This is a genomic window from Bacillus sp. UNC125MFCrub1.1 (assembly GCF_000701305.1).
In the GTDB taxonomy this organism is placed as follows: domain Bacteria; phylum Bacillota; class Bacilli; order Bacillales; family Bacillaceae; genus Bacillus; species Bacillus altitudinis.
On the sequence record NZ_JNIG01000012.1, the window covers coordinates 220,174 to 244,193 of the forward strand.

Below are 24,020 nucleotides of genomic sequence, written 5' to 3' on the forward strand. Positions count from 1 at the left end.
CGTGGTATAAAACAAATGTTCGTGATACACTAGAAGGAGTGAAAGCGGAAAACAAGGACGGATGAAAATATGAACAAATTGATCAAAGAAAAGCTGTCAGTCTTACCTGATCAACCAGGCTGTTACTTAATGAAAGATAGACAAAATACGATCATTTATGTGGGAAAGGCAAAGGTATTAAAAAATAGGGTCCGCTCTTATTTTACAGGATCTCATGATGCCAAAACGCAGCGGCTTGTCAGTGAAATTGAAGACTTTGAATACATTGTCACCTCTTCAAATATTGAGGCACTTATTTTAGAGCTGAATTTAATCAAAAAATATGACCCGAAATACAATGTCATGCTCAAGGATGACAAAACGTACCCTTTTATTAAAATTACGAATGAACGTCACCCTAAGCTGATTGTCACCCGCAATGTGAAAAAGGATAAAGGGAAATACTTCGGTCCATATCCGAACGTACAAGCAGCAAGAGAAACGAAAAAGCTGCTCGACCGTTTATATCCACTTAGAAAATGTGCGACACTCCCTGACCGAGTCTGTCTTTATTATCATCTTGGGCAATGTCTTGCTCCGTGTGTGTATGACATTTCTGAAGAAACGAATAAGCAGCTCGTTGATGAAATCACAAGATTTCTAAACGGAGGACATCAGCAAATCAAGAAAGAATTAACAGAGAAGATGCAAGAAGCGGCCGAACAATTAGAATTTGAGCGGGCAAAAGAACTGAGAGATCAAATCGCTTATATCGACTCAACGATGGAAAAGCAAAAGATGACGATGAGTGACTTATCCGATCGTGATGTATTTGCCTATGCTTATGATAAGGGCTGGATGTGTGTCCAAGTCTTCTTCATCAGACAGGGGAAATTAATCGAACGTGATGTCAGCCTATTTCCGATGTATCAAGACCCTGAGGAGGAATTTCTCACGTTTATGGGGCAGTTTTATGAAAAGAACAACCACTTTTTGCCGAAGGAAATTTTGGTGCCAGACAGCGTCGATCAAGAGATGATTGAGCAATTGCTTGAAACGAATGTTCATCAGCCGAAAAAAGGAAAGAAGAAGGATTTGCTTTTACTTGCCCACCAAAATGCCAAAATTGCTCTCAAAGAAAAGTTCTCGCTCATAGAGCGCGATGAAGAACGGACAATTGGTGCAGTGAAGCAGCTTGGTGATGCACTTAATATTTATATGCCATACCGGATTGAGGCATTTGATAACTCCAATATCCAAGGAGCAGACCCCGTATCCGCTATGGTTGTCTTCCAAGACGGGAAGCCGTATAAAAAGGAATACCGAAAATACAAAATTAAAACCGTTGAGGGGCCCGATGATTATGCTTCCATGCGTGAAGTCATTAGAAGGCGGTATACCCGGGTGTTAAAGGATGAACTGCCGCTTCCTGACTTGATTTTAATCGACGGAGGAAAAGGACAAATCAACGCAGCCATAGATGTGCTCGAAAATGAATTAAATCTGTCTGTTCCTGTGGCAGGTCTAGTGAAAGATGAAAAACACAGGACATCGAATCTGATGATGGGTGATACGCTTGAAATTGTTGCGCTCGAACGAAATAGTCAGGCCTTTTATTTATTGCAGCGTATTCAAGATGAAGTGCACCGATTTGCGATTAGTTTTCACCGGCAGCTGCGCGGGAAGAATGCATTCCAGTCTATTCTAGACGATGTCCCAGGTATCGGGGAAAAGCGCAAAAAGCAGTTACTTAAACATTTTGGCTCTGTGAAAAAGATGAAAGAAGCCTCTATCCAGGATTTTCAGGACGCTGGTATTCCGAAACAAACGGCTGAACTTTTAATGGAGGCATTAAAAAAATAGATTGTACTTTTTCCAAAAGTCTGTTAAGATGTGACTAATTTAATAAATGAACGTGTTGTTTGTTGAAGATAGAGGTGCGAACTTCAAGAGTAAGCCTTCAGAGATCGAGGGGATCTAGGAAGAGGGCTGAAAGGGGAGCGTCGCCGAAGTGAATAAAATCCACTCATTTTATTCGCTGGCTGTACATTGAAGAAATGTAGGGCTGTCAAGAATGTATTTCTTGGAGGGCTATCTCATTGTTTGCATCGTTTGATGATGATTTTAAAGCAATGGGAGATTTGTTCTCTCATTGCTTTTTTATTTGCAGTGCAGAGAGCAGTCTCGCAGCCTCTTCTCTCACACGTGATCTTTTGAAAAAGGGTGGTAGACATGGGACTAATTGTACAAAAATTTGGTGGAACATCTGTTGGATCGACAGAAAAAATTCGCAATGTCGCAGAGAGAGTCATCGCTGAACGCGAGGCAGGAAATGATGTGGTCGTGATTGTGTCTGCGATGGGCAAATCAACGGATGTTCTAGTAGACCTAGCGAAAGAACTCACAGATGATCCAAGCAAAAGAGAAATGGATATGCTACTGACAACTGGTGAGCAGGTGACCATTTCATTATTAGCGATGGCACTGCAAGCAAAAGGTTATGATGCCATTTCCTTTACAGGCTGGCAAGCTGGGATGAAAACAGAGAAGGTGCACGGAAATGCAAGAATCGTGGACATCGATGAAGCAAGAATCCAAGAAGAACTGAGTGCGGGAAAAGTCGTCGTTGTAGCAGGTTTCCAAGGAATTGCGGATGATCTACATATTACAACACTTGGACGTGGTGGATCAGATACGACAGCAGTGGCACTAGCTGCGGCACTCAAAGCGGACAAATGTGATATTTATACGGACGTACCAGGTGTGTTTACAACAGATCCTCGTTATGTGCCGTCTGCGCGAAAACTTGCAGGAATTTCATACGATGAAATGCTTGAGTTAGCCAATTTAGGAGCAGGTGTGCTGCATCCGAGAGCGGTCGAATTTGCGAAAAATTATCAAATCCCACTAGAAGTCCGTTCTAGTATCGAAAATGAATCGGGTACGTTAATTGAGGAGGAATCATCTATGGAACAAAATTTAGTTGTAAGAGGCATTGCATTTGAAGATCAGATGACACGCGTGACGGTATGCGGCCTTTCAAGCGGTTTAACAACGCTATCGACGATTTTTACGACACTTGCAAAGCAAAATATCAATGTCGATATCATCATTCAGTCTGTCACAAGCACCAATCAGACCTCCATCTCTTTCTCTGTGAAAACGGATGATTTGTCTAAAACAGTTGAAGTATTAGAAGAATACAAAGGTGCGCTTGGTTATGAGCAGATTGAGACAGAAAGCAAATTAGCCAAAGTATCTATCGTTGGCTCTGGTATGGTCTCAAACCCAGGCGTTGCGGCTGAAATGTTCGCTGTGTTAGCTCAAAAAGACATTCAAGTGAAAATGGTCAGTACGTCTGAGATCAAAGTCTCAACAGTCGTTGATCGTGAAGATATGGTGAAAGCTGTAGAAGCCCTTCATGATGCGTTTGAATTATCAAAGGTGAGCGCCGCTGCTCATTCATAAATCTTCAAAAGAGGTGTATTCCGTAAAAAGATACACCTCTTTTTTATATTGGAAATCATCAGCATATGAAGAAAGAAAAACATGCGTAAACCGGTACGCCAACTGTGCTATGATAGAAGGGTATATAAAAAAGGCGTGACACGAAGTCGTCGCCTTTCATAAACAGTGTTAGCTAGGGTCTCTTAAATCCCATTTAACGGTTAAAATGACTTTATCAGCACGCTTTTTTACTTGTTCATAGGATTCAGCCACGTGCTCATTGAGAAGCTGAATCTGTTCAGCGATAAAACCTGCTTCCATTTGAAAGCATGGCTCCTTTTGATAGCTGAGTCGATTCGATACAAGTGGACCTTCGAGCTCAAACTCAATTTCCTGTTTTTTAGAATGGACCATCGTGAGAGTTCCCCATCCGGCATCATGGAAAAATTCGGGGATCTTTTCCCATGACTCTTGAGGAAATTTACGAGCAAGCAGTTTACCCGCAAAATACATCATAGATGAATGATCCTGACCAAGAATGTCAGGCAGCAGAACTTCGCGTATCAGCTCGTAGGCAAATCCATTGACTTCAATTTCTTTTAGCTGTTCTAAGTTAGATTCGAATTTATTCATTGTATGGCTCCCCTCTTTCAACAATTTATTATAGCTTATGTGGGCATATGATGACAGAGTTTTCCCTGAAGTCTAAGAAATTCTTATTGTAGTAAAACGAATTTTGATTTAAAACTTTTAAATTTCGGAAAATTTTAATTTATGTACGCGGTTTCTTGACGCTTTTTTGACATAGGAGTAAAATGAAATTGTCAATAAATTTGAATAAAGTGCTTACAATTGAAAGAAGCGGGGGTAAGACAATTTTCAAGCAATTGCACTTTTTTTACTAGGGGGTAAAGTAATGTCGGGGAACAAAGAATTTTTTTATCGGAGATTGCATTCTTTGCTTGGCGTCATTCCGGTCGGTCTATTTTTAGTACAGCACTTAGTGATTAACCACTTTGCGACGAATGGACCAGAGGCGTTTAACAAAGCTGCACACTTTATGGAACAGCTTCCATTCAGATATGCACTTGAGCTGTTCGTGATTTTCTTACCACTGATCTATCATGCTGTTTATGGGGTGTACATAGCCTTTACGGCACAAAACAACACGTCTCGCTTCAGTTACTTAAGAAACTGGTTGTTCAGACTGCAACGGATTACAGGTATCATCACATTGATTTTTGTCACTTGGCACGTATGGGAAACACGCATTCAAGCGCAGCTTGGAGCTGAAGTAAACTATGACATGATGGCGAATATTTTAAGCTCTCCATTTATGCTAGGTTTCTATATTGTCGGCGTTTTATCTACTATTTTCCACTTTGCTAATGGCTTGTGGTCATTTGCTGTCAGCTGGGGAATTACAGTTTCACCACGCTCACAAAGAATCTCCACATATGTGACATTAGGTATATTTATAGCGCTTTCATATGTAGGGCTAAGAGCAATTTTCGCTTTTGTTTAAGAGGAAATAGATTAGTAGAAGAGGGAGAGGGGCTACAATGAGTAATTCTAGCATCATCGTTGTCGGAGGCGGCTTAGCTGGTCTCATGGCAACTATCAAAGCAGCAGAAGCGGGAACAGCTGTTAAACTATTTTCAATCGTACCTGTGAAACGTTCGCATTCTGTTTGTGCACAGGGCGGAATTAACGGAGCGGTCAATACAAAAGGTGAAGGAGATTCACCTTATGAGCATTTTGATGACACGGTATATGGCGGAGACTTTTTAGCTAATCAGCCGCCAGTAAAGGCAATGTGTGAAGCAGCGCCGTCCATTATCCACTTACTTGATCGTATGGGTGTAATGTTTAACAGAACACCAGAAGGATTACTGGACTTCCGCCGTTTCGGGGGAACACAGCACCACCGTACAGCATTTGCTGGTGCGACAACAGGTCAGCAGTTATTATATGCACTAGATGAGCAGGTTCGCCGCTATGAAGTAGCAGGGCTTGTGACGAAATATGAAGGCTGGGAATTCCTTGGTGCTGTCTTAGATGACGAGGAAGTATGCCGAGGCATTGTGGCGCAGAACTTGACGACAATGGAAATCGAATCCTTCCGTTCAGATGCTGTCATCATGGCAACAGGCGGCCCTGGTATCGTATTCGGTAAATCAACGAACTCCATGATTAATACCGGATCAGCTGCATCGATCGTTTATCAGCAAGGTGCTCATTATGCTAATGGAGAATTCATTCAAATTCACCCAACAGCGATCCCAGGAGATGACAAGCTGCGTCTCATGAGTGAATCAGCTCGTGGTGAAGGTGGACGTGTTTGGACATATAAAGACGGGAAGCCTTGGTACTTCCTTGAAGAAAAGTACCCAGCATACGGGAACCTTGTACCGCGTGACATTGCAACGCGTGAAATTTTCGACGTATGTGTGGAGCAAAAGCTTGGCATCAACGGAGAGAACATGGTGTACCTAGATCTTTCTCACAAAGATCCAAAAGAGCTTGATATTAAGCTTGGTGGAATCATTGAAATCTATGAAAAATTCATGGGTGATGACCCGCGTAAGCTTCCGATGAAAATTTTCCCGGCTGTTCATTATTCAATGGGCGGATTATGGGTTGATTATGATCAAATGACGAATATCAAAGGCTTGTTTGCTGCAGGAGAATGTGATTACTCTATGCACGGCGGAAACAGACTTGGTGCAAACTCATTGCTTTCTGCGATTTACGGCGGAATGGTTGCTGGACCAAATGCTGTGAAATACATTAGCGGTCTTGAAAAGTCTGCAGAAGATTTATCATCTGCAACATTCGACAGTGCCGTGAAGAAAGAGCAGGAGAAATGGGACAACATCCTTAGCATGGATGGCACAGAAAATGCATATGTGCTTCATAAAGAGCTTGGAGAATGGATGACGGACAACGTGACAGTCGTTCGTTACAACGAGAAGCTCTTAAAAACAGATCAGAAGATTGAAGAACTGATGGAGCGCTATAAGCATATTAACATCAACGATACAGCTTCATGGAGCAACCAAGGCGCTGCCTTCACGCGTCAGCTTGACAACATGCTTCAGCTGGCACGTGTCATTACGATTGGGGCTTACAACCGGAATGAAAGCCGAGGCGCACACTATAAACCGGAATTCCCAGAAAGAAATGATGAAGAATTCCTAAAAACAACGATGGCTACGTTCAAAGGGAAAAACCAAAAACCTGCATTCCACTATGAGGACGTCGATGTATCGTTAATTGCACCTCGTAAACGAGATTACTCGAAGAAAAAGGTGGAGAAATAAGATGAGTGAAAAAAACACGATTCAATTTATTATCACACGTCAAGATACAGCAGATGGCAAGCCTTATGATGAGGAATTCGAAATCCCATATCGTCCGAATATGAACGTCATTTCCGCACTCATGGAAATCAGACGTAACCCGGTCAATAAAAAAGGTGAAAAAACAACGGCGATCAACTGGGACATGAACTGTCTTGAAGAAGTATGTGGCGCTTGTTCCATGGTCATTAATGGAAAGCCTCGCCAGTCATGTACAGCACTGATTGATCAGTTAGATCAGCCGATCCGTCTTCAGCCGATGAAAACGTTCCCGGTTGTGAGAGACTTGCAGGTTGATCGAAGTCGTATGTTCAATTCATTGAAAAAAGTCAAAGCATGGGTGCCAATCGATGGCACATATGATCTTGGACCTGGACCAAGAATGCCTGAGAAAAAGCGTCAATGGGCGTATGAGCTTTCAAAGTGTATGACATGTGGTGTCTGCCTTGAAGCTTGTCCAAACGTGAATGATAAGTCTTCCTTTATGGGCCCTGCACCGCTTTCACAAGTTCGTCTATTTAACGCACATCCGACAGGTGCAATGAATAAGTCTGACCGTTTAGAAGAAATTATGGGTGATGGCGGTCTTGCAAACTGCGGGAACTCTCAAAACTGTGTGCAGGCTTGTCCGAAAGGAATCCCGCTCACAACATCAATTGCAGCACTTAACCGAGATACAACATTACAAGCTTTCCGTAACTTCTTCGGAAGCGATCACGCAGAATAACATCACATTCAGTCCTCCTTGCCAATCATGATGAGTGTTTACAAGAGGCTGGATGCAAAAACATAACAAACGCCTCTTCCAATACGGGAGAGGCGTTTGTTTGCGAATAAGGAGTGGATCAAATGAGGCTGCCGTCATATATTGAAGAACCGTTTGAAGAGTGGAGGGCATCGTTTCGATTTTATGTGGAAACAACCGTCCGTTTTTCAGAAACGGATATGTTTGGTCACATGAACAATGTCACCCCATTTGTGTATTTTGAAGAGGCGCGGATTGCCTTCTTTCAAAAAACGGGAATTGTAGATAAGCGAATGAAGCGCGCGAGAGAGACGATTACGGTCGTGGCAAACCTTCAATGTGATTACATCAAGCAAGTGGAAATCGGTGAGAGGCTGCGTGTGTATGTAAAGCCAGAAAAGGTTGGATCAAGCTCTCTCATCCTTCATTATTTAGGAGAAAATGAACAGCAAGAACCGTGTTTTACAGGCTCAGTCACGATGGTGCAAATAAGTAAAGACACCGGTGCCCCTGTACCGTTTACAGAAGAGGAAAAAGAGACTTTTCAGGCCCAGCGACATTAAAGAATCACGGTCACATGTTTCATTTTGTTATAATAAAAGAATCATAATGAAGAAGAAACAAAGGAGAGCACATGAAGATCTTTCAATACGACACCATTGATAGTACAAATAATGAAGCGAAAAGGCTTATTCAGCAAGGAGAAACCCCTTCATTTGCTGTATATGCCCGGCAGCAGACAGAAGGGAGAGGCAGGCTTGGCAGACCGTGGGAAACGCCTACAGGGAATGTGGCTGTCACGATGACAGTAAAACCGCCAGTAGATATCTCCACCCAATCAACGATTGCCCCGCTGACGGCACTCGCCATTTATGATGTACTCAAACCACTCATGAGAGCAGAGGATCAGCTGGCAATCAAATGGCCAAATGATCTATTGATTAATGAAGCGAAAGTATCTGGTACATTAATTGAAGCAGACCGCAGCGCCATTTACATCGGTGTAGGCATCAATGTAGAGACAAAGCCGGAGCACGTTCCGTATAAAACCGTTTGCCTATCAGAACTGACTGAGGTGAAAGCGGACCAGCTAGTGAAAGATTTGGCAGCGGCCTTTGAAAAATACCATGCACGCTGGCAAATGGAAGGATTTGAAGCCCTCACTGCCCTTTATAACAAACGATTATATCGGCTGAATCAACCGCTTCGTATTTCATTAGATCGTGAAAAGCAAACATGGCAGGAAGGAACTTGCTGTGGTGTGAACCGTTATGGTCATATTCAGTTAAAAGATGATCAAGGACATATAAAAGCCCATTCAGCAGGAGATATTGATGCACCGCCCAAGTAGACAATTTCTCGTTCGATGAGTGTGTATAAAACCGTTGCATTCGGTGTTAAAACGGATTTGCTTTAAGATCTTCACACTGAAAAAAGACAAAGAGCTAAAATCAGTTCATTTTAGCTCTTTGTCGACAAGATGACGTCTCATTTATGCTTCTCTTTTTATTTGAGGTTGAACCATATAGTCTTTTTTTGTAAAGACCACTCCATCTAGGATTTCTCTTGCGGTTCGAATGACTTTCACTCTGCTTTGTGAGATATCAATTTCAGTTTGCATAATACCAGCAGGATGACCAATACGGAGGGAATCATCTTTTCCTTGAAACAGCTGAGCTGGAAGCGTTTGATCCATGAAACAGCTGGCTGACACACAGACAGATCCGGTAATGGCAAGTGCTTGGTGCGGTCTTTGCATCGATAGCATCCGAACGATGATGTCCATATCTGCTGCTCTTCTCAATATTCCATTTGTATCTACATAATCAGCAGGCTCGCTGATGATCGCAAGCTTTGGAACAGCTGGAGACTGTAATGTGGCTAGTTCTTTTGGTGCAAAATGGCACATTTCAGCAGCGATGGAACGAATCTCTTCTAAATCATCCAGCAATTCGTCTGTAAACTCCTCAGGCAATTCAGTTCCTTTTAATTGAATATCTTTGGCACGGACAAAGGCGATTGGATTTGCAATGTCAACGATTGAGATCGGAATCTCTCCAAACTTTGTCTGGATCGTATCCATTTTGTTTCCAGTCGGAAAGGTTTTACCTGTGACAGCGCCTTCAGGTTTCTCAAAGGATAAATAAATGGGAGAACCTGTTCCTTTCACTCCTGGAATTTCTGCCTGTCCTTCAAATTTTACTTCTCCGTTCTCGACTTCTACCTCTGCCACAATGATTTTATTCGTGTTGGTATTCAGAATACGTACTGTTGTGACAGGCTCAACTGCTTGGACAAGTCCTTTAATGATGGCATACGGTCCAACTGCTGATGAGATATTCCCACAGTTTCCTTTAAAGTCGACAAATCTTTCATTGATGCTGACTTGTGCAAACGTATAGTTCACATCCACATCTGGACGAGTGGCTTTATCGATAATGGCCACCTTACTTGTTAAAGAATTACCGCCCCCGATTCCATCAACTTGCAGCCGGTCAGGGCTACCCATAATGTCTAATAGAAATGCTTCGAGCTCATCGTGTTCGTAAGGTGCATCATTGGCTTGAATGAAGACCCCTTTGCTTGTACCGCCTCGCATGATTGTGATTGGAACTTTTCTCATTGCTCTCACCCTCAATTGTTTAGTTACTATTTATCTAATCAAAATGGTAAAGTATAATAAGAAATAAGTTAAATACATTATTTTAAGATAAACTGATAAAATATTTTTATAATAAGGTCAAAAGGAGGGCACACAATGGATGAGAAAGATTGGCGGTTTTTAAAGGTGTTATATGAAGAGAAGAACATCACAAAAGCGGCAGAAAAATTATTTGTATCGCAGCCTGCCTTAAGTTATCGATTGAAACAGCTTGAAGAGGAATTTGACATGAAGCTTTTCTTTAAAAGAAAGCGAGGCATTGAATTTACATCAGAGGGCGAATACTTGGCTAAATACGCAAATGACATGCTCAAGCAGCTCCAGCAAACGAAAGATGGCATGCTCAATATGCAAAAAAAGGTCAAAGGAACGATCAGGTTAGGGGTGTCGAGTAACTTTGCTCAATATAAACTGCCGGAAATTTTAAGAGAGTTTTCTAAGCAGTATCCACATGTTCAATTTATGGTGAACACAGGATGGAGCACAAAAGTCATGGATTTATTAGGGACATCAAGTGTACATTTAGGGATTTTAAGAGGAGATTACGACTGGAATGGAGAGCGATTTTTGCTTGATAAAGAACGCCTTTGTATCATTTCAAAATCAGAAATACAGCTAAAGGACCTTCCGAAACTGCCGCTCATTGACTATCACACGGATAGTTCATTAAAACGATTGATTAACAGATGGTGGCAGGAGACGTTCACGATGCCTCCGCTTGTGACAATGGAGACAGACAGGCAAGATACATCAAAAGAGATGGTGAAGCATGGTTTAGGTTATGCCATTGTCCCGGAAATTTGCCTCAGACCAAGTGATGAGCTATTTGTAAAAGGTCTTTCGTATAAAGATGGACAGCCTGTTTTAAGAGATACATGGCTCATGTACCAGCCGGATTCCCTTCATTTGTCTGTTGTGAAAGCATTCATTGAGTTTTTAAGAAGTCAGCAAGGCTAATTATAAAAAAAATTTATTGAATAGACGAAAAAATCGATATTTTCATTATAAAAAAAGCTATTATATCCTTGAAATAGAAAGCGCTAACATTTCGGGCCGCAAGTGCAAAAGGGGCGCTTGTGGATCGTGTAAAGAAGAGGATGGAGGGATATGAAGTGCTAGCTATTTTAGGGATCTTGATGGTCGTGACTTTTACATTTCTTATTATGACAAAACGTATGCATCCGGTGGTGGCTCTAACCGTTGTGCCAATCATCTTTGCATTAATCGGTGGATTTTACAGCGGATTAGGGGACATGATGCTTGATGGACTCAAGACCGTTGCACCATCTGCTGCTTTATTGTTATTTGCCATCTTATTCTTCGGTGTCATGCTGGATGCTGGATTGTTTGACCCATTGATCAAACTGATTTTACGTCTTGTGAAAGGCGATCCGGTGAAAATTGCTTTTGGGGTAGCGATTTTGTCTATGCTTGTTGCATTAGATGGTGATGGAACGACAACGTACATGATTACCGTATCAGCTATGCTGCCACTTTTCTTAAGAATTGGGATGAACCCACTGATTTTAGGGACGATTTCATTATTATCATTAGGCATTATGAGTGGAATGACGCCTTGGGGCGGTCCAGCCACTCGTGCGATTGCTGCACTTGGTTTAGATGCAGCGGAATTCTTCATTCCATTACTCCCGACGATGATAGGGGGCGGTCTTTTTATCCTTTTTACAGCGTATGTTCTTGGAAAAAAAGAACGGAAGCGCATTGGGGTTGCCGAGATTCAGTATAAAGAAGAGGTCTCGATCTCTCCTGAATTGGCGGCATCAATTGAAGATGGCGTTGCAGATATGAAGAGACCAAACCTGATTTGGGTCAACTTCTTCCTGACGATTGCTGTCATGGTGACACTTGTATTGGATATCGTACCGATTCCTGTACTCTTTCTCATTGGCTTTGTCATTGCGCTTATGATCAACTATCCAAAAGTTGAAGATCAGCGTGAGCGGATTTTATCGCATGCAGGAAATGCCTTAACGGTCATTACCCTTGTGTTTGCAGCAGGAATTTTCACAGGCATTTTTTCTGGAACAAAAATGGTGGAGTCCATTGCTAACTTGGTCATTTACATGATTCCAGATTCATACAGCTCATTTTTTCCACTCATTGTCGCTTTGACGAGTATGCCATTTACATTTGTTCTTTCAAATGATGCGTATTATTTCGGGGTGCTGCCAATCTTAGCTGAGGCCGGCGCAGCTTACGGAATTGATCCAGTGGAAATTGCGCGCGCCTCTATTATCGGACAGCCTGTCCATTTACTGAGTCCGCTTGTGGCTTCAACATTACTGCTTGTGAGTATGCTGAATAAAGATATTGGTGATTTGCAAAAGTACGCACTGTTATGGACCGTATTAACAGCCCTGTTTACAACACTAATTGCTCTTTTAACAGGAGCCATTTCGATATTTTAACAGCTTGTTTGATCAAGGACGATGTCTCTATAGGGGACTCGTCCTTTTTTGTGCGGTTTGAAGGGGAGGAAATTGGACGCTCATCTGCGGGAATTCTCGATTTTAACGTCACCTACCTCAAGTACCCGGCATATGATATCTCGACTATACAGAATCCCATTCTATAGAGACTAGAGCTCTCACCTTAGCAAGGAGGGTTACAATACTTGAAGGAGAAAGAGTTTCAATCCAAGCCGCTATTAACCAAAAGAGAAAGAGAAGTATTCGAATTGCTCGTCCAAGATAAAACAACAAAAGAAATTGCAAGCGAGCTTTTTATTAGCGAAAAGACTGTTCGAAATCATATTTCGAATGCCATGCAAAAGCTAGGAGTCAAAGGTCGTTCACAGGCCGTAGTCGAGCTTCTGCGTATGGGTGAGCTAGAGCTCTAACGTCAGCCGGTTTTCCTTCCGCACCAGGGAGGAGCCGGTTATTTCTATATCGTTTCCATGAGTCTCTTCTTGCAATTTCATTGAAAAACGAGGAAAATAGGAATGTACGTTTTAATCAAAGTGAGATGCTATAGTGAGGTATCAATGAAATGGAAACGAATGAGTCAGGCCATGTTGCAGAAATTGAAAAATCATTGCGCCATATTGCTGCAATCATTAAGCAAAAAGGTAGAGAAATTCTGAATCAATATACGATTACACCTCCTCAATTTGTGGGGCTTCAGTGGCTTTATGAATTCGGAGATATGACAATAGGTGAGTTATCACAAAAGATGTATTTGGCTTGCAGCACGACAACCGATTTAATTGATCGAATGGAAAAAAGTGAACTTGTTGAACGGGTGAAAGATCCGTCTGACCGCCGCGTGGTTCGCATTCATTTATTGCCTGAAGGTGAGCGGATCATTCAAGAAGTGATTGTCAAACGCCAAGAATACGTCAGTGAACTTCTAGGGGCTTTCTCAGAAGAAGAAGCCATCGTTTTCAACCAATCTTTAACGAAACTACAGCAGCAAATGAAAAGAAAATGAGGCGATTTTGTTGGATCAACCAATCGGCGTGATTGATTCCGGCGTAGGCGGTTTAACCGTTGCGAAGGAAATCATGAGACAACTGCCAAAAGAAAAAATTATTTATGTAGGCGACACAAAACGATGTCCATACGGCCCTCGAGCAGAAGAAGAGGTTCTTCAATATACATGGGAAATGGCGCACTACCTATTAAGACATCACCATATTAAAATGCTAGTCATTGCGTGTAACACTGCGACGGCGATAGCACTTGATGAAATTAAAGCAACACTTGATATCCCGGTCATTGGCGTAATCCAGCCCGGAGCCCGCACAGCGATCAAGGTGACAAACAATCAGCATATTGGCGTCATCGGCACAGTCAATACGATCAAAAGTGAGGCCTATAAAGAAGCACTGCTTTCTTTAAAAGCAGGACTAACTGTTCAAAGTCTGGCATGTCCATTGCTTGTGCCATTTGTGGAAAGTGGTACGTTTTTAGATCATACAGCAGATGAAGTCGTAAAAGCTTCTCTTGAACCGATGAAAGAAACAGGCATTGATACGCTTATTCTTGGCTGCACGCACTATCCAATTTTAAAAGAACCGATTCAGCGCTTTATGGGCAGTGGCGTCAACATCATTTCTTCAGGAGACGAGACAGCGAGAGAAGCGAGCACCATTCTTTCATATAAAGGGCTGTTAAATGATTCGAAGGAAGAGCCTGTTCATACTTTTTATACAACAGGGCAGCAGCAAAACTTTCAAAACATCGCTCAAGACTGGTTCGGCTACCTGCCAGGGAAGGTCGAAACAGTTTCGCTTGAACACGTATATCAGCAATAACCTACTTCTCATGGAAGTGGGTTATTTTTTTATGAAAAGGGTCTAATCCTCTGAGGGAGCTCGTATACATACTAGTACAAACCACTAGAGGAGGGTGAAGTATGCTGAAAAAAGGAACTACAGCAGCTGTTACGTGTATTGCGTCAGCCATGCTTTTATCAGGATGCGGATTGTTTCAAACAGACCAAGCGAAAACAGAGATTGATCCACCACAAAATGTCACGTTTGTGAAAGAAAATAAAGAAGAGAAACAAACAGTGAAAGAAGGAAAAGAAGAGAAGCAAGCAGATACCGTCATGAGAGAATTATATTTAATTGATAAAAATGGGTATGTTGTCTCTCAATCCATTCCGCTGCCGAAAAACGAAGGAAGTGCGAAACAAACACTTGAATACCTCGTAGACGGGGGACCGATTTCTAATCTGATGCCAAATGGATTCAGAGCCGTGCTGCCGGCGGACACGAGCGTATCTGTCGATATTAAAGATGGCACTGCGGTTGTGGATTTCTCAAATGAATTCAAAAACTATAAAAAAGAAGACGAACAGCGCATTTTGCAATCAGTCACTTGGACATTAACGCAGTTTGATTCAGTAGCAAAAGTCAAATTAAAGATGAATGGCCATGAATTAAAAGAGATGCCTGTGAATGGAACACCGATTTCAGATGATTTAAGCAGAGAGGACGGCATTAATATTCAGCACGAGGCTGCGGCTGATATGACATCGACAAAACCTGTGACCGTCTACTATTTAGCTGAATCTGACAAACAGACGTACTATGTCCCGGTGACCAAAAGAGCACCAAAAGACGAGGATGATCCAATTACAGCAGCCATTGATGAGCTCGTCTCTGGGCCAAGCAAAACAAGCCAATTGCTGACAGACTTTGATCAAGATGTGAAGCTCAATGATGTCCCGAAAGTAAAAGACGGTCATGTGACATTAGATTTCAATGAATCCATTTTTGGCAGTGCAGATGAAAAGAAAAAGGTCATTTCACAAAAAGTTCTTGATAGCATTGTGCTGACATTAACAGAGCTGCCAGATGTGAAAAGCGTGTCTGTGAAGGTAAACGGAAAGGCAGAGCTTGTGAACGAAAAAGGAACAGAACTCACAAAGCCAGTTTCAAGACCAGAACAAGTGAATACAGGTAGTTTTTAACGTCACACATTGATATAATGGAGAAAAAGAGGCATGCACATTCGCTGCCTCTTTTTTATTCCAAGCGATTAGAACGGATCGAGGTTGTCAAAGTTAATAGGAGAACCCCGCTGACACCCGCGCGGAATGTATATTGTAACGGAGGTAAAACATGAGATTAGATGAAAGACAATACGACGAATTAAGAAAAATTGAAATACAGGCAGGCTACATTACGCACCCAGAAGGCTCTGTCTTAATCTCAGCGGGCAATACGAAGGTGATTTGTAACGCATCTATCGAGGACCGCGTACCTCCTTTTTTAAGAGGAGAAGGAAAAGGCTGGATTACAGCAGAATATAGCATGCTTCCAAGAGCAACGGCTCAAAGAACGATAAGAGAATCATCTAAAGGAAAAGTCACAGGACGTACAATGGAGATCCAGCGTTTAATTGGACGAGCTCTGCGCGCAGTCGTTGACTTAGAAAAGCTTGGTGAACGCACCATTTGGATTGATTGTGATGTCATTCAAGCAGACGGCGGAACACGCACAGCATCTATTACAGGTGCATTTGTGGCCATGACACTAGCGATTCAAAAGCTTCAATCAGAAGGCGTTTTGAAAGAAAATCCGATCACTGATTATTTAGCTGCGATATCCGTCGGAATTGATTCTAAACAGGGACTTCTGTTAGATTTAAATTATGAAGAAGATTCTTCAGCTGAAGTGGATATGAATGTCATCATGACAGGTGCTGGGCGCTTTGTTGAACTTCAAGGCACTGGCGAAGAAGCGACATTCTCAAGAGAACAACTAAACGGACTGCTTGATTTAGCCGAAAAAGGCATCAAAGAATTAATTGAAAAGCAAAAAGCAGTGACAGGAGAAGTTATCGAATAAAGAGAAGGGTTTGATCAGGATGAAAACTGCCATCATCGCAACGCACAATGCGGGCAAAGCGAAAGAATTCAAAGCCATTCTTGAGCCAAAAGGATTCACGGTCAAAACACTAGCGGACATCGGATTTACGGAAGAGATCGAAGAAACAGGACATACCTTTGAAGAAAATGCGATCATCAAAGCCGAGGCCATTCAAGCCAAAGCAGGTGAAATGGTGATTGCAGACGACTCGGGTCTGTCGATTGATTACCTTGGCGGAAAACCTGGCGTCTATTCAGCGAGGTATGCGGGTGAGCATAAAAACGATGCCGAGAACGTGGAAAAGGTGCTGAATGAGCTGCGAGGCATAGAAAAAGAAGACCGCACTGCTAGATTCAGATGTGCCCTGGCTGTCAGTATACCGGGCAAAGAGACTCAAACGGTAGAAGGATCAGTAGAAGGCTTCATCGCCGAAGAACCGATCGGCGAAAACGGCTTCGGATACGACCCGATTTTCATCGTCAAAGACAAAGACCAGACGATGGCCGAGTTATCACCAGAGGAGAAAAACAAGATCAGCCATCGAGCGGTTGCGCTTCAAAAGCTTTCATCACTGCTAGACGCAAATGAATAAGGGGGAATGAAGCCATGAAGATACTCATCATTAGTGACAGTCATGGACTCACAGACGAACTTCAAACCATTGCCAAACGGCATGCGGCTGAAGTGGACATGATGATTCACTGCGGAGATTCAGAACTCGAAACGAACCACCCAGCACTCGAAGGATACAAAGTCGTCAAAGGAAATTGTGACTTTATGGGCGATTTTGAAGAAGAGCTCCTGCTCCCACTGGATGGAGGCGGAAAACTATTTCTCACCCACGGACATCTGCATGGGATCAAACAATCCTTGCTCCAAGTCTACTACCGTGCAGAAGAGCTAGGCGCAGACATTATCTGCTTTGGCCACTCGCACATCCCTGGCAGTGAACTGCTAAGAGGAAAACTCCTCATTAACCCAGGCAGCGTGCACCTGCCAAGAGTGCGCAAAGAGCGCAGCTATGCTATACTGACACTAGATGGAAGCGAAGCAAACGTACAGTTTTTCACGGACGAAGGTCACGTCATACAAGACCTCGAAAACACTGTCACATTGGAAGGTATTTCATAAGGGTGCAGCATTTGCCCCTTATGAAAAAACTTTCGAAAAACCGTTGACTTTAAAGAACAATAGTAATATAATAAATCTTGTCGCTGAGGTAATACGCCAAAGCACACTACATAACAACATGTCCCAGTAGCTCAGCAGGATAGAGCAACGGCCTTCTAAGCCGTCGGTCGGGAGTTCGAATCTCTCCTGGGACGTACTTACCATACTTATATTTCAACCTTCTAAACCGTTTAGTGAAACGGTCAGTATAACGGTCGTGTAAGAAATTATTACATCGTTTATTGGCTATACATTTCGGTATAGGAGGTTTTTATTTTGACTAAAAGAACAGGATTGTTTGATGTTGGAATCGATGTTAGAGGGCTATTGGATGATATAAATGTTTCTGGTCCAGCTGCTTCAAAATCAAAAAGAATACAGCATAATGCAAATGATGATTCTAAGATGATTACTGATACATTGGACATGATTACAAGACAAATGAAGGTGAGTCACAATAGAAGCCGTACTATAAGCGATTATGTTCTTCATTTTATGCATTCGAAATGGAAGAGACATACAAAGTACCAGTTGCAAGAAATGAAGTATGGGAAAGCCAAAATAAAGCTTATAGTCTTATATAGAAGTATGAGTATGGATTTATAAGAGTAATTTTCGCTTTTTTCTGATCCTTACACCAACTTGATACAAATAAAATTCCCTTTGAGCCTTGAATGTATATATACAAAGGGTTAAAGGGCTTATTTTAGCTTTTGGGCGCTTTATCCTCAAATGGCATACTCCGCCGCATCTAGAATTGAGGAGCAATACAAATATCAATGTTTGTCGAAAAGGCATTCAACTTACAGACTTTCTATAGTAGAATTGTTATTGTTGAAATTTTTTAGAGCAAAAAATGCAAATGTGAAAATTAAGGAAGTGCAATTATGGCTAATAGAAAAATATCAGAGACTGAAACTGAATGGCTTTTTAAAGATTTGCTTCAAGAAAAAGGTTATTTTGATAACGAAGATATTATTGTTGAATTTAAAGATGCGACAGCTAATGAAAAAATAAAAAAGTTGCTTATAAATGCTAGTAAAAAAGGCACAAAACAGGGAATACCAGATTTTATCCTCAGATCATATCGGTATCCTGATATCATTTTCCTTGTAGAATGTAAGGCAGACACCAAATTTCATAGCAGTGTAACTAGAGAAAGGTATGCTGATTATGCAGTTGATGGAGTATTACTGTACTCATCTTTTGTTTCAAAGGAATTCGATGTACTATCTATCGCTTTGAGTGGAAGTGAAGACAATTATGAAGTTAGTGCATTTTGGCAGTTAAAAGGTACTGATGAAGTTCAAGAAGTGAAGTCGGAAAATCTTTTAACTTATGATAATTACCTAAGATTGATATTGGAATCAGACGAAGCGTTTCATAGAGATTATTCAAAACTACTAACTTACGCAAAGTTATTAAATAGCAATCTGCATAAGAAAAAAATCAAGGAATCCTACAGAGCCTTACTTATCTCTGGAATATTGGTTGCATTACAAAATGATGCTTTTAGGATTTCATATAATACTCATAAAACAGCTAATGCATTAATCACGTCTCTGTTAGGCGCAATTTCTACAGAATTAAGAGCAGATCCTAAAAAGGATAAAAATACGGATGTAGTATTAGGGGCATTTGATTTTATCAAAACAAACAAGACATTCTCTGACAGTAAAAAAGGGTTAATGGCATTAACGGAAGTTATCACATCAATTAAGGATAACGTTTATACGTTCTTAGATAAATACAAATATATAGATACGTTAAGTCAGTTTTATATTGAATTTTTGCGTTATGCAAACACAGATAAGGGTTTAGGAATTGTTCTTACACCAATGCACATTGCGCAGTTATTCGCCAAGATGGCTAATGTTAGAAAAGACACTACTGTACTTGATAATGCAGCAGGTACTGGTGGATTCCTTGTGGCTTCACTAGGTGAAATGATGATTGATGCAGGGGATGACGAAACAAAAATTGAGGAAATACGTGAGAAACAAGTTTATGGAATTGAATATGAATCCAGTAATTTAGCATTGCTAGTTTCAAATATGATTATACATTCAGATGGTCGAAGTAACATCATTTGGGGTGATACTTTTGACGTAGTTCCTAGTAAGTTAAAGGGTAAAAATTTAATTGATGTTGGCCTTCTTAATCCACCATTTAAGATGGATAAAGATGATATTTATGAATTTGAATTCATTTTTTCAAATTTAGATGCTGTAAAAGAAAAAGGGACTGTTATTGCACTGGTTCCTGCTAGTGTAGTTACAGATACATCAGGTGCGAATTACGAGTACAAAAAACGTTTACTTAAAAATCATACCCTTGAAGCGGTTGTTTCTTTACCTGAAGAGTTGTTTGCTAATAGTAAGACATCAGTAGTAACTGTTGGCATGGTAATCACAGCTCATGTCCCACATTCTAAGTATAAAGAAACATGGTTCGGTTATTGGAGAAATGATGGGTTTGTAAAAACTAAGAAATACGGGCGTGCAGATGTGAATAGGCAGTGGGACGGCGAAAAAGGATTAGAAAGACAATGGTTAAATGCATTTATAAACAGAAAAGAAATAGCCGAGTTTAGTATTAATAAGAAAGTGACTCCAGAAGATGAATGGATTGCAGAGGCATATTTAGAAACTGATTATAGCTCACTAGATATAAAGGCTTTTGAGAAAACTGTTCGAAAGTACCAAGCATTTAAGATGGAGAATGGCTTATGAAATTAGTTAGTGTTGAAGATTTATTTGAAGTGAAATATGGAGTAAATTTAGACTTAAATAAGCTAGAAGAAGTATCTATCCATTCTCCAAATGCCATTCCTTATGTTGGCCGTAGCGAAAAGCAAAATGGTGTTACAGCATTTGTTGAAAGGATTAATGTAACCCCTAATCCTCCAATGACTATCTCAGTTGCAGGAGGAGGCAGTGTTATGTCAAGCTTTTTACAGGAACGCCCGTATTATTCTGGACGAGACTTATTTTACTTAAAACCGAAAATAACTATGTCAAAACCTGTGTTACTGTACTACTGTACTGCACTATCAATGAATAAATTTAAATTTAGCTATGGAAGACAAGTAAATAGAACGTTACCAAAATTGTTAATACCAGATATTACAGAAATTCCACATGAAATATTAAATTACAGTATTGATGATAGTACTGGAATCCGACAATTTGAAAGCATAAATGGTAAAGTAAGCTCAATTGGCAATGTATTAAAAAAACAAGATAAAAATGATTTTGAAAAGTTAGAAGACATCTTTCACATGTTTAATGGGCTAGCTTCAAGCAATGTACTTGTTCAGCCTGAAAGGGTAAACGAATTTCTAATACCTTATATAAGACCATCTAAATGGCAATCTACAAGCTATGCAGGATATGTTGATATTCGTACTGTTCCTAAAAATAAGTTTTTCCCAGAAGGTACATTGTATGTTTCCACTGACGGGGCTGGAAGTCATACCTATTCCTATGTTGCCATCGAACCTTTTGTGCCGAATAGTAATGTTACTGTCTTAATTCCAAAAAAGGACTTTTCCTTAGAAAAGAAATTGGCTTACGCCACATTGATAACTGCTAATAGATTCAAATTCTCTTATGGAAGAAAGCCGAAAGGTGATAAGCTTAGTACAATTTTGCTGCCTGTATTATAATTTGGGGCCTCCTTTTAGGGGTCTTTTTTACTTTATGGTGATTAAGTAGTGATTCATATTAAATTGTTGAATTGCAAATCATGACCCAATATAATAGAAAATAAGTCAATCAGTCTAAGTTCGAAAAGTGACCGTTATACTAAAGGAATGAAAAATACAGTAAGTCCCAGTAGCTCAGCTGGATAGAGCAACGGCCTTCTAAGCCGTCGGTCGGGAGTTCGAATCTCTCCTGGGACGTACTAAATTAAAAGTCTGAAATCCTATATATTAATGGATTTCAGACTTTTTTTCTTGGAACATAAGATCGATTATTGCTTCAAATTAGGTTTTTGGGGGCGGATTGGCAGCCGATTTATTTTTAAGTAATTCCGTTCCCTGTTTTTGTATCAAAGAAGCTATCAAAATGGTGGTTGATTTTTGGTCAGCTTCTTCAATGACTATGAACGTAAAGGGATCAAAATCAAAAATGTATAAATTGAAAAATAGAGTTATATTTGAAGGTAGTGACTAGATATATTTAAAACAGAAACAAATGAAAAGCCCTTCTAATTTGAAGTGGCTTTTCTTAGTTATTCTCACTGTCCAATTCCCATATTCTTTGACCGTCTGCTATATAAACTGCACTTGGTGTATCTTCATAAAGAGAAATCTCAAACATAGTGTTTCCCTCAATTAACCAAGTATATAAACTGTCTTTTTCATTATTAAGGGGAGGAGATAAAATCTTATTTACTTGAAAGACTGTAGCGTAATATTCTTTATACTTGATGTCATCATCTTCTAGACCGTTATCGGTTTCAAAAAATGTATCAGTTCTACCAATTAGCTGTAATCCATTTTCATATTCTAATTTAAGGTCCCTATTTTTGTAGTTTAGTAATGTTTTGAATAAAGAATCAGGTTCCATGTCAATCCTCTTTTCTCATATTTAGGATGGTTGTGAAGGCACGAAGAAAGGGGGAGCAATTCACTTATAGAGTGAAACAAAGGAAACCCACTTCTGCTTGTGATCAAAACCAATTTAGACTTGCGTATATCTGTTGTTGTGGAAATTATTTTAATTGAACCTTTTGTGTAATAACATGTCTATGGTATACGAAGGGGTTAGGGCATATTTTAACGGCAATCGTAGTGGCTGTTATTGTGGGGATCATTGTATACGTTGCAGATGATCGTTTAAGCACGTTTCCGTTGATGCTGATTTTAGCGGTTGCGATCTATATCGTAACCATGATTAGCGAAACATTCATTAAGAAATATATAAAAGGAGATAGTTAATAACATAACCTCTCAATTGGAAGGGGTTTTTTCATTTAACCTTTTTCTCTTATATTCTTATCCCTTAGCTCTTTTGGAAAGATTAGATCTTTAGGGTGTAGATGGTTCGTCATTACCTGTACTCCTTAGTCATATCATCACCGTCCCAAAAATAAATAGTGAAATAGAAACTTTCTATAAATGAATCTGATGACACATGAAGCTGTATGAGAGAGAGAAAAGCAGTATGAATAATAGAGTGATTAATTTTACAAAAAGAGTAATAAAGATTATTTTTTGTTAAATAAATAAGACCTAAAATACCAAATTTATTCAAATATAAGATAAAGTGTATAAAAAAATTCCTGTATTTGTTAATATATTTCTAGGCCAATAAACTCTTGCGGATGCATCTGCTTTTGAGGAGAATTTTAAATGAAAAAACAACTTATTGCAGGAACACTAGCGTTGACTACTTTATTTTCAATTGTAGCCCCAGTTTCTACGTATGCAGCAGAGAACAAAAAAGCAAAAAATCTAGTTAAAGTTGAATTGCAGAGTACCGTTTTACAAAACGCTACAGTTCAAAATGAACTAACGAATACAATTAATAATACTGTGGTAAATGATCCTACACTAAGTACAAAAGGTTTGAAAAAAGACGGTTTAGTCTATGCATTAAGGAATGGCGGCAAACTTCTAGGAGATCTTCTGGAAATTTTGAGCAAGAAAAATGCAGATTACGTTAAAAAGTACTCCAAACAAATTGCCGATTTTCTTGACAGTGTTACAAACAGTATTGAAGCAAGGTTAATTGATTTCATGATCTTTGAATTGGGAATACCAGCATCTTCTGCTCGAACAATTGCGTGGGCAATTATGTTGATTATTGCATAATTAACAAAGGAGTGACACGATGGATTTAGAAAGAGAGATAGAACTCCTCAAGTATCAAAATTATTTACTTAAGACAATCATTGACGGAGATGACCATCCATTTTTCATGTTTGCTTTGGATCATAATTTGAGGAAAGAGCAAGTAGATGCTGTCGTTGAAATTTTGGGGATTTTCTCTAATCGTTTAAATGGAGAAGAAGAGTCTCTAGAAATCAAGAAAACATCCACAAATGAAAAATTGAAAGCGGTTGGGATTTCTGTTGAAGAAGTGATGAAAAATGAAGTGCCGACAAGAAAAGAATTTGATCATTATAAGGAGAAAATATTTTCTTCTGATATCAAAACCAAATACTTATTAATGAGCCTTCAAAGACAGCATATTCAGCCAACTGTATGTGAGTTCTTACTGAAAAATAATTAACTGCCAGCCCCTTCGTTTGATGAAGGGGCTTTTTTGTTTCATGAAACTTTAGAGATTTCACAAACTGACGCTT

Annotated in this window: 25 protein-coding genes, 2 tRNA genes and 1 riboswitch; of the genes, 24 read left to right on the forward strand and 3 right to left on the reverse strand. The window is 40.2% G+C overall.

Translation table 11 applies throughout. The features are described from left to right. The first annotated feature begins 69 nt into the window (after positions 1-69). Both uvrC and N521_RS10460 read left to right on the forward strand, forming a co-directional pair. Positions 70-1,842, forward strand: a complete 1,773-nt coding sequence (gene uvrC, locus N521_RS10455) for an excinuclease ABC subunit UvrC (protein WP_007501627.1) — start codon at positions 70-72, stop codon at positions 1,840-1,842. Positions 1,843-1,903: 61 nt separating this feature from the next. Continuing rightward, positions 1,904-2,081, forward strand: a riboswitch (Lysine riboswitch). A 130-nt stretch (positions 2,082-2,211) separates the two neighbouring features. Then, positions 2,212-3,447 (forward strand): aspartate kinase, encoded by a 1,236-nt coding sequence (locus N521_RS10460; RefSeq protein WP_035391192.1) that lies wholly within the window; start codon positions 2,212-2,214, stop codon positions 3,445-3,447. A gap of 168 nt (positions 3,448-3,615) precedes the next feature. Here the strand turns inward: N521_RS10460 and N521_RS10465 are convergent, their stop codons facing one another. Beyond that, positions 3,616-4,059: a YslB family protein gene (locus tag N521_RS10465; protein ID WP_008345974.1), complete on the reverse strand. Its 444-nt coding sequence runs from the start codon at positions 4,057-4,059 to the stop codon at positions 3,616-3,618. A gap of 283 nt (positions 4,060-4,342) precedes the next feature. Between N521_RS10465 and N521_RS10470 the strand changes: the two genes are divergently transcribed. The 5 genes from N521_RS10470 (at position 4,343) to N521_RS10490 (ending at position 8,884) form a co-directional block, all read left to right on the forward strand. Then, on the forward strand, positions 4,343-4,951 hold the full coding sequence (locus N521_RS10470; RefSeq protein WP_007501622.1) for a succinate dehydrogenase cytochrome b558 subunit: 609 nt from the start codon (positions 4,343-4,345) through the stop codon (positions 4,949-4,951). A gap of 37 nt (positions 4,952-4,988) precedes the next feature. Beyond that, on the forward strand, positions 4,989-6,749 hold the full coding sequence (gene sdhA, locus N521_RS10475) for a succinate dehydrogenase flavoprotein subunit (protein ID WP_008345971.1): 1,761 nt from the start codon (positions 4,989-4,991) through the stop codon (positions 6,747-6,749). A 1-nt stretch (position 6,750) separates the two neighbouring features. Continuing rightward, positions 6,751-7,515 (forward strand): succinate dehydrogenase iron-sulfur subunit, encoded by a 765-nt coding sequence (gene sdhB / locus N521_RS10480; protein ID WP_017358239.1) that lies wholly within the window; start codon positions 6,751-6,753, stop codon positions 7,513-7,515. A 122-nt stretch (positions 7,516-7,637) separates the two neighbouring features. Beyond that, positions 7,638-8,096, forward strand: coding sequence for an acyl-CoA thioesterase (locus tag N521_RS10485; protein WP_007501614.1), 459 nt, complete (start codon positions 7,638-7,640; stop codon positions 8,094-8,096). A gap of 71 nt (positions 8,097-8,167) precedes the next feature. Further along, a complete protein-coding gene (locus N521_RS10490; RefSeq protein ID WP_017358238.1) occupies positions 8,168-8,884 on the forward strand; it encodes a biotin--[acetyl-CoA-carboxylase] ligase in 717 nt (238 codons plus the stop codon). A 141-nt stretch (positions 8,885-9,025) separates the two neighbouring features. Here N521_RS10490 and N521_RS10495 read toward each other — a convergent pair whose 3' ends face one another. Next, positions 9,026-10,156 (reverse strand): 2-methylaconitate cis-trans isomerase PrpF family protein, encoded by a 1,131-nt coding sequence (locus N521_RS10495; RefSeq protein WP_017358237.1) that lies wholly within the window; start codon positions 10,154-10,156, stop codon positions 9,026-9,028. A 135-nt stretch (positions 10,157-10,291) separates the two neighbouring features. Between N521_RS10495 and N521_RS10500 the strand changes: the two genes are divergently transcribed. From N521_RS10500 to N521_RS10565, 14 genes are all read left to right on the forward strand, one after another. Further along, positions 10,292-11,152, forward strand: coding sequence for a LysR family transcriptional regulator (locus N521_RS10500; protein ID WP_007501609.1), 861 nt, complete (start codon positions 10,292-10,294; stop codon positions 11,150-11,152). Between the two features lie 155 nt (positions 11,153-11,307). Then, complete coding sequence (locus N521_RS10505; protein ID WP_017358236.1) at positions 11,308-12,624, forward strand: CitMHS family transporter; 1,317 nt, start codon at positions 11,308-11,310, stop codon at positions 12,622-12,624. A gap of 206 nt (positions 12,625-12,830) precedes the next feature. Further along, entirely contained in the window at positions 12,831-13,055 is a 225-nt protein-coding gene (gene gerE / locus N521_RS10510; RefSeq protein WP_003184172.1) for a spore germination transcription factor GerE, read from the forward strand. A gap of 149 nt (positions 13,056-13,204) precedes the next feature. Then, entirely contained in the window at positions 13,205-13,645 is a 441-nt protein-coding gene (locus N521_RS10515) for a MarR family winged helix-turn-helix transcriptional regulator (protein WP_007501606.1), read from the forward strand. A 7-nt stretch (positions 13,646-13,652) separates the two neighbouring features. Further along, positions 13,653-14,471, forward strand: a complete 819-nt coding sequence (gene racE / locus N521_RS10520) for a glutamate racemase (RefSeq protein WP_155924094.1) — start codon at positions 13,653-13,655, stop codon at positions 14,469-14,471. A 101-nt stretch (positions 14,472-14,572) separates the two neighbouring features. Beyond that, the gene (locus tag N521_RS10525; protein ID WP_035391197.1) at positions 14,573-15,634 is read left to right on the forward strand and encodes a GerMN domain-containing protein; all 1,062 of its coding nucleotides are present in this window, start codon (positions 14,573-14,575) and stop codon (positions 15,632-15,634) included. A 151-nt stretch (positions 15,635-15,785) separates the two neighbouring features. Beyond that, entirely contained in the window at positions 15,786-16,514 is a 729-nt protein-coding gene (gene rph, locus N521_RS10530) for a ribonuclease PH (protein ID WP_007501599.1), read from the forward strand. 10 nt (positions 16,515-16,524) lie between these two features. Further along, on the forward strand, positions 16,525-17,127 hold the full coding sequence (locus tag N521_RS10535; RefSeq protein WP_169791232.1) for an XTP/dITP diphosphatase: 603 nt from the start codon (positions 16,525-16,527) through the stop codon (positions 17,125-17,127). 14 nt (positions 17,128-17,141) lie between these two features. Then, the gene (locus tag N521_RS10540) at positions 17,142-17,666 is read left to right on the forward strand and encodes a YfcE family phosphodiesterase (protein WP_008345914.1); all 525 of its coding nucleotides are present in this window, start codon (positions 17,142-17,144) and stop codon (positions 17,664-17,666) included. Between the two features lie 120 nt (positions 17,667-17,786). Next, positions 17,787-17,860: transfer RNA gene (locus N521_RS10545), tRNA-Arg, on the forward strand. 121 nt (positions 17,861-17,981) lie between these two features. Continuing rightward, positions 17,982-18,311, forward strand: a complete 330-nt coding sequence (locus N521_RS10550; protein ID WP_035391199.1) for a hypothetical protein — start codon at positions 17,982-17,984, stop codon at positions 18,309-18,311. Positions 18,312-18,592: 281 nt separating this feature from the next. Beyond that, positions 18,593-20,437, forward strand: coding sequence for an HsdM family class I SAM-dependent methyltransferase (locus N521_RS10555; protein ID WP_035391201.1), 1,845 nt, complete (start codon positions 18,593-18,595; stop codon positions 20,435-20,437). Further along, positions 20,434-21,372, forward strand: coding sequence for a restriction endonuclease subunit S (locus tag N521_RS10560; protein WP_051632381.1), 939 nt, complete (start codon positions 20,434-20,436; stop codon positions 21,370-21,372). Before N521_RS10555 ends, N521_RS10560 begins: the two co-directional genes overlap by 4 nt. A 163-nt stretch (positions 21,373-21,535) precedes the next feature. Then, a tRNA-Arg gene (locus N521_RS10565) sits at positions 21,536-21,609 on the forward strand. A 328-nt stretch (positions 21,610-21,937) separates the two neighbouring features. Here N521_RS10565 and N521_RS10570 read toward each other — a convergent pair. Beyond that, positions 21,938-22,279 carry a hypothetical protein gene (locus N521_RS10570; protein ID WP_035391202.1) on the reverse strand — a complete coding sequence of 114 codons (342 nt, stop codon included), beginning with the start codon at positions 22,277-22,279 and terminating at the stop codon, positions 21,938-21,940. Positions 22,280-22,515: 236 nt separating this feature from the next. Between N521_RS10570 and N521_RS19895 the strand changes: the two genes are divergently transcribed. The 3 genes from N521_RS19895 (at position 22,516) to N521_RS10585 (ending at position 23,947) form a co-directional block, all read left to right on the forward strand. Beyond that, on the forward strand, positions 22,516-22,650 hold the full coding sequence (locus N521_RS19895) for a hypothetical protein (RefSeq protein WP_269320979.1): 135 nt from the start codon (positions 22,516-22,518) through the stop codon (positions 22,648-22,650). 414 nt (positions 22,651-23,064) lie between these two features. Continuing rightward, positions 23,065-23,526 carry a hypothetical protein gene (locus N521_RS10580; protein ID WP_035391205.1) on the forward strand — a complete coding sequence of 154 codons (462 nt, stop codon included), beginning with the start codon at positions 23,065-23,067 and terminating at the stop codon, positions 23,524-23,526. 19 nt (positions 23,527-23,545) lie between these two features. Then, the gene (locus tag N521_RS10585; RefSeq protein ID WP_035391207.1) at positions 23,546-23,947 is read left to right on the forward strand and encodes a DUF1878 family protein; all 402 of its coding nucleotides are present in this window, start codon (positions 23,546-23,548) and stop codon (positions 23,945-23,947) included. Positions 23,948-24,020 lie beyond the last annotated feature (73 nt).

Coding starts and splice junctions, on each gene's coding strand:
- N521_RS10500 (WP_007501609.1), top strand. CDS start 10,292: ATGGATGAGAAAGATTGGCGGTTTTTAAAGGTGTTATATGAAGAGAAG.
- N521_RS10525 (WP_035391197.1), top strand. CDS start 14,573: ATGCTGAAAAAAGGAACTACAGCAGCTGTTACGTGTATTGCGTCAGCC.
- sdhA (WP_008345971.1), top strand. CDS start 4,989: ATGAGTAATTCTAGCATCATCGTTGTCGGAGGCGGCTTAGCTGGTCTC.
- N521_RS10460 (WP_035391192.1), top strand. CDS start 2,212: ATGGGACTAATTGTACAAAAATTTGGTGGAACATCTGTTGGATCGACA.
- N521_RS10470 (WP_007501622.1), top strand. CDS start 4,343: ATGTCGGGGAACAAAGAATTTTTTTATCGGAGATTGCATTCTTTGCTT.
- sdhB (WP_017358239.1), top strand. CDS start 6,751: ATGAGTGAAAAAAACACGATTCAATTTATTATCACACGTCAAGATACA.
- N521_RS10580 (WP_035391205.1), top strand. CDS start 23,065: ATGAAAAAACAACTTATTGCAGGAACACTAGCGTTGACTACTTTATTT.
- N521_RS10515 (WP_007501606.1), top strand. CDS start 13,205: ATGGAAACGAATGAGTCAGGCCATGTTGCAGAAATTGAAAAATCATTG.
- N521_RS10555 (WP_035391201.1), top strand. CDS start 18,593: ATGGCTAATAGAAAAATATCAGAGACTGAAACTGAATGGCTTTTTAAA.
- rph (WP_007501599.1), top strand. CDS start 15,786: ATGAGATTAGATGAAAGACAATACGACGAATTAAGAAAAATTGAAATA.
- N521_RS10540 (WP_008345914.1), top strand. CDS start 17,142: ATGAAGATACTCATCATTAGTGACAGTCATGGACTCACAGACGAACTT.
- N521_RS10490 (WP_017358238.1), top strand. CDS start 8,168: ATGAAGATCTTTCAATACGACACCATTGATAGTACAAATAATGAAGCG.
- uvrC (WP_007501627.1), top strand. CDS start 70: ATGAACAAATTGATCAAAGAAAAGCTGTCAGTCTTACCTGATCAACCA.
- N521_RS10465 (WP_008345974.1), bottom strand. CDS start 4,059: ATGAATAAATTCGAATCTAACTTAGAACAGCTAAAAGAAATTGAAGTC.
- N521_RS10585 (WP_035391207.1), top strand. CDS start 23,546: ATGGATTTAGAAAGAGAGATAGAACTCCTCAAGTATCAAAATTATTTA.
- N521_RS10570 (WP_035391202.1), bottom strand. CDS start 22,279: ATGGAACCTGATTCTTTATTCAAAACATTACTAAACTACAAAAATAGG.
- N521_RS10495 (WP_017358237.1), bottom strand. CDS start 10,156: ATGAGAAAAGTTCCAATCACAATCATGCGAGGCGGTACAAGCAAAGGG.
- N521_RS10560 (WP_051632381.1), top strand. CDS start 20,434: ATGAAATTAGTTAGTGTTGAAGATTTATTTGAAGTGAAATATGGAGTA.
- N521_RS10485 (WP_007501614.1), top strand. CDS start 7,638: ATGAGGCTGCCGTCATATATTGAAGAACCGTTTGAAGAGTGGAGGGCA.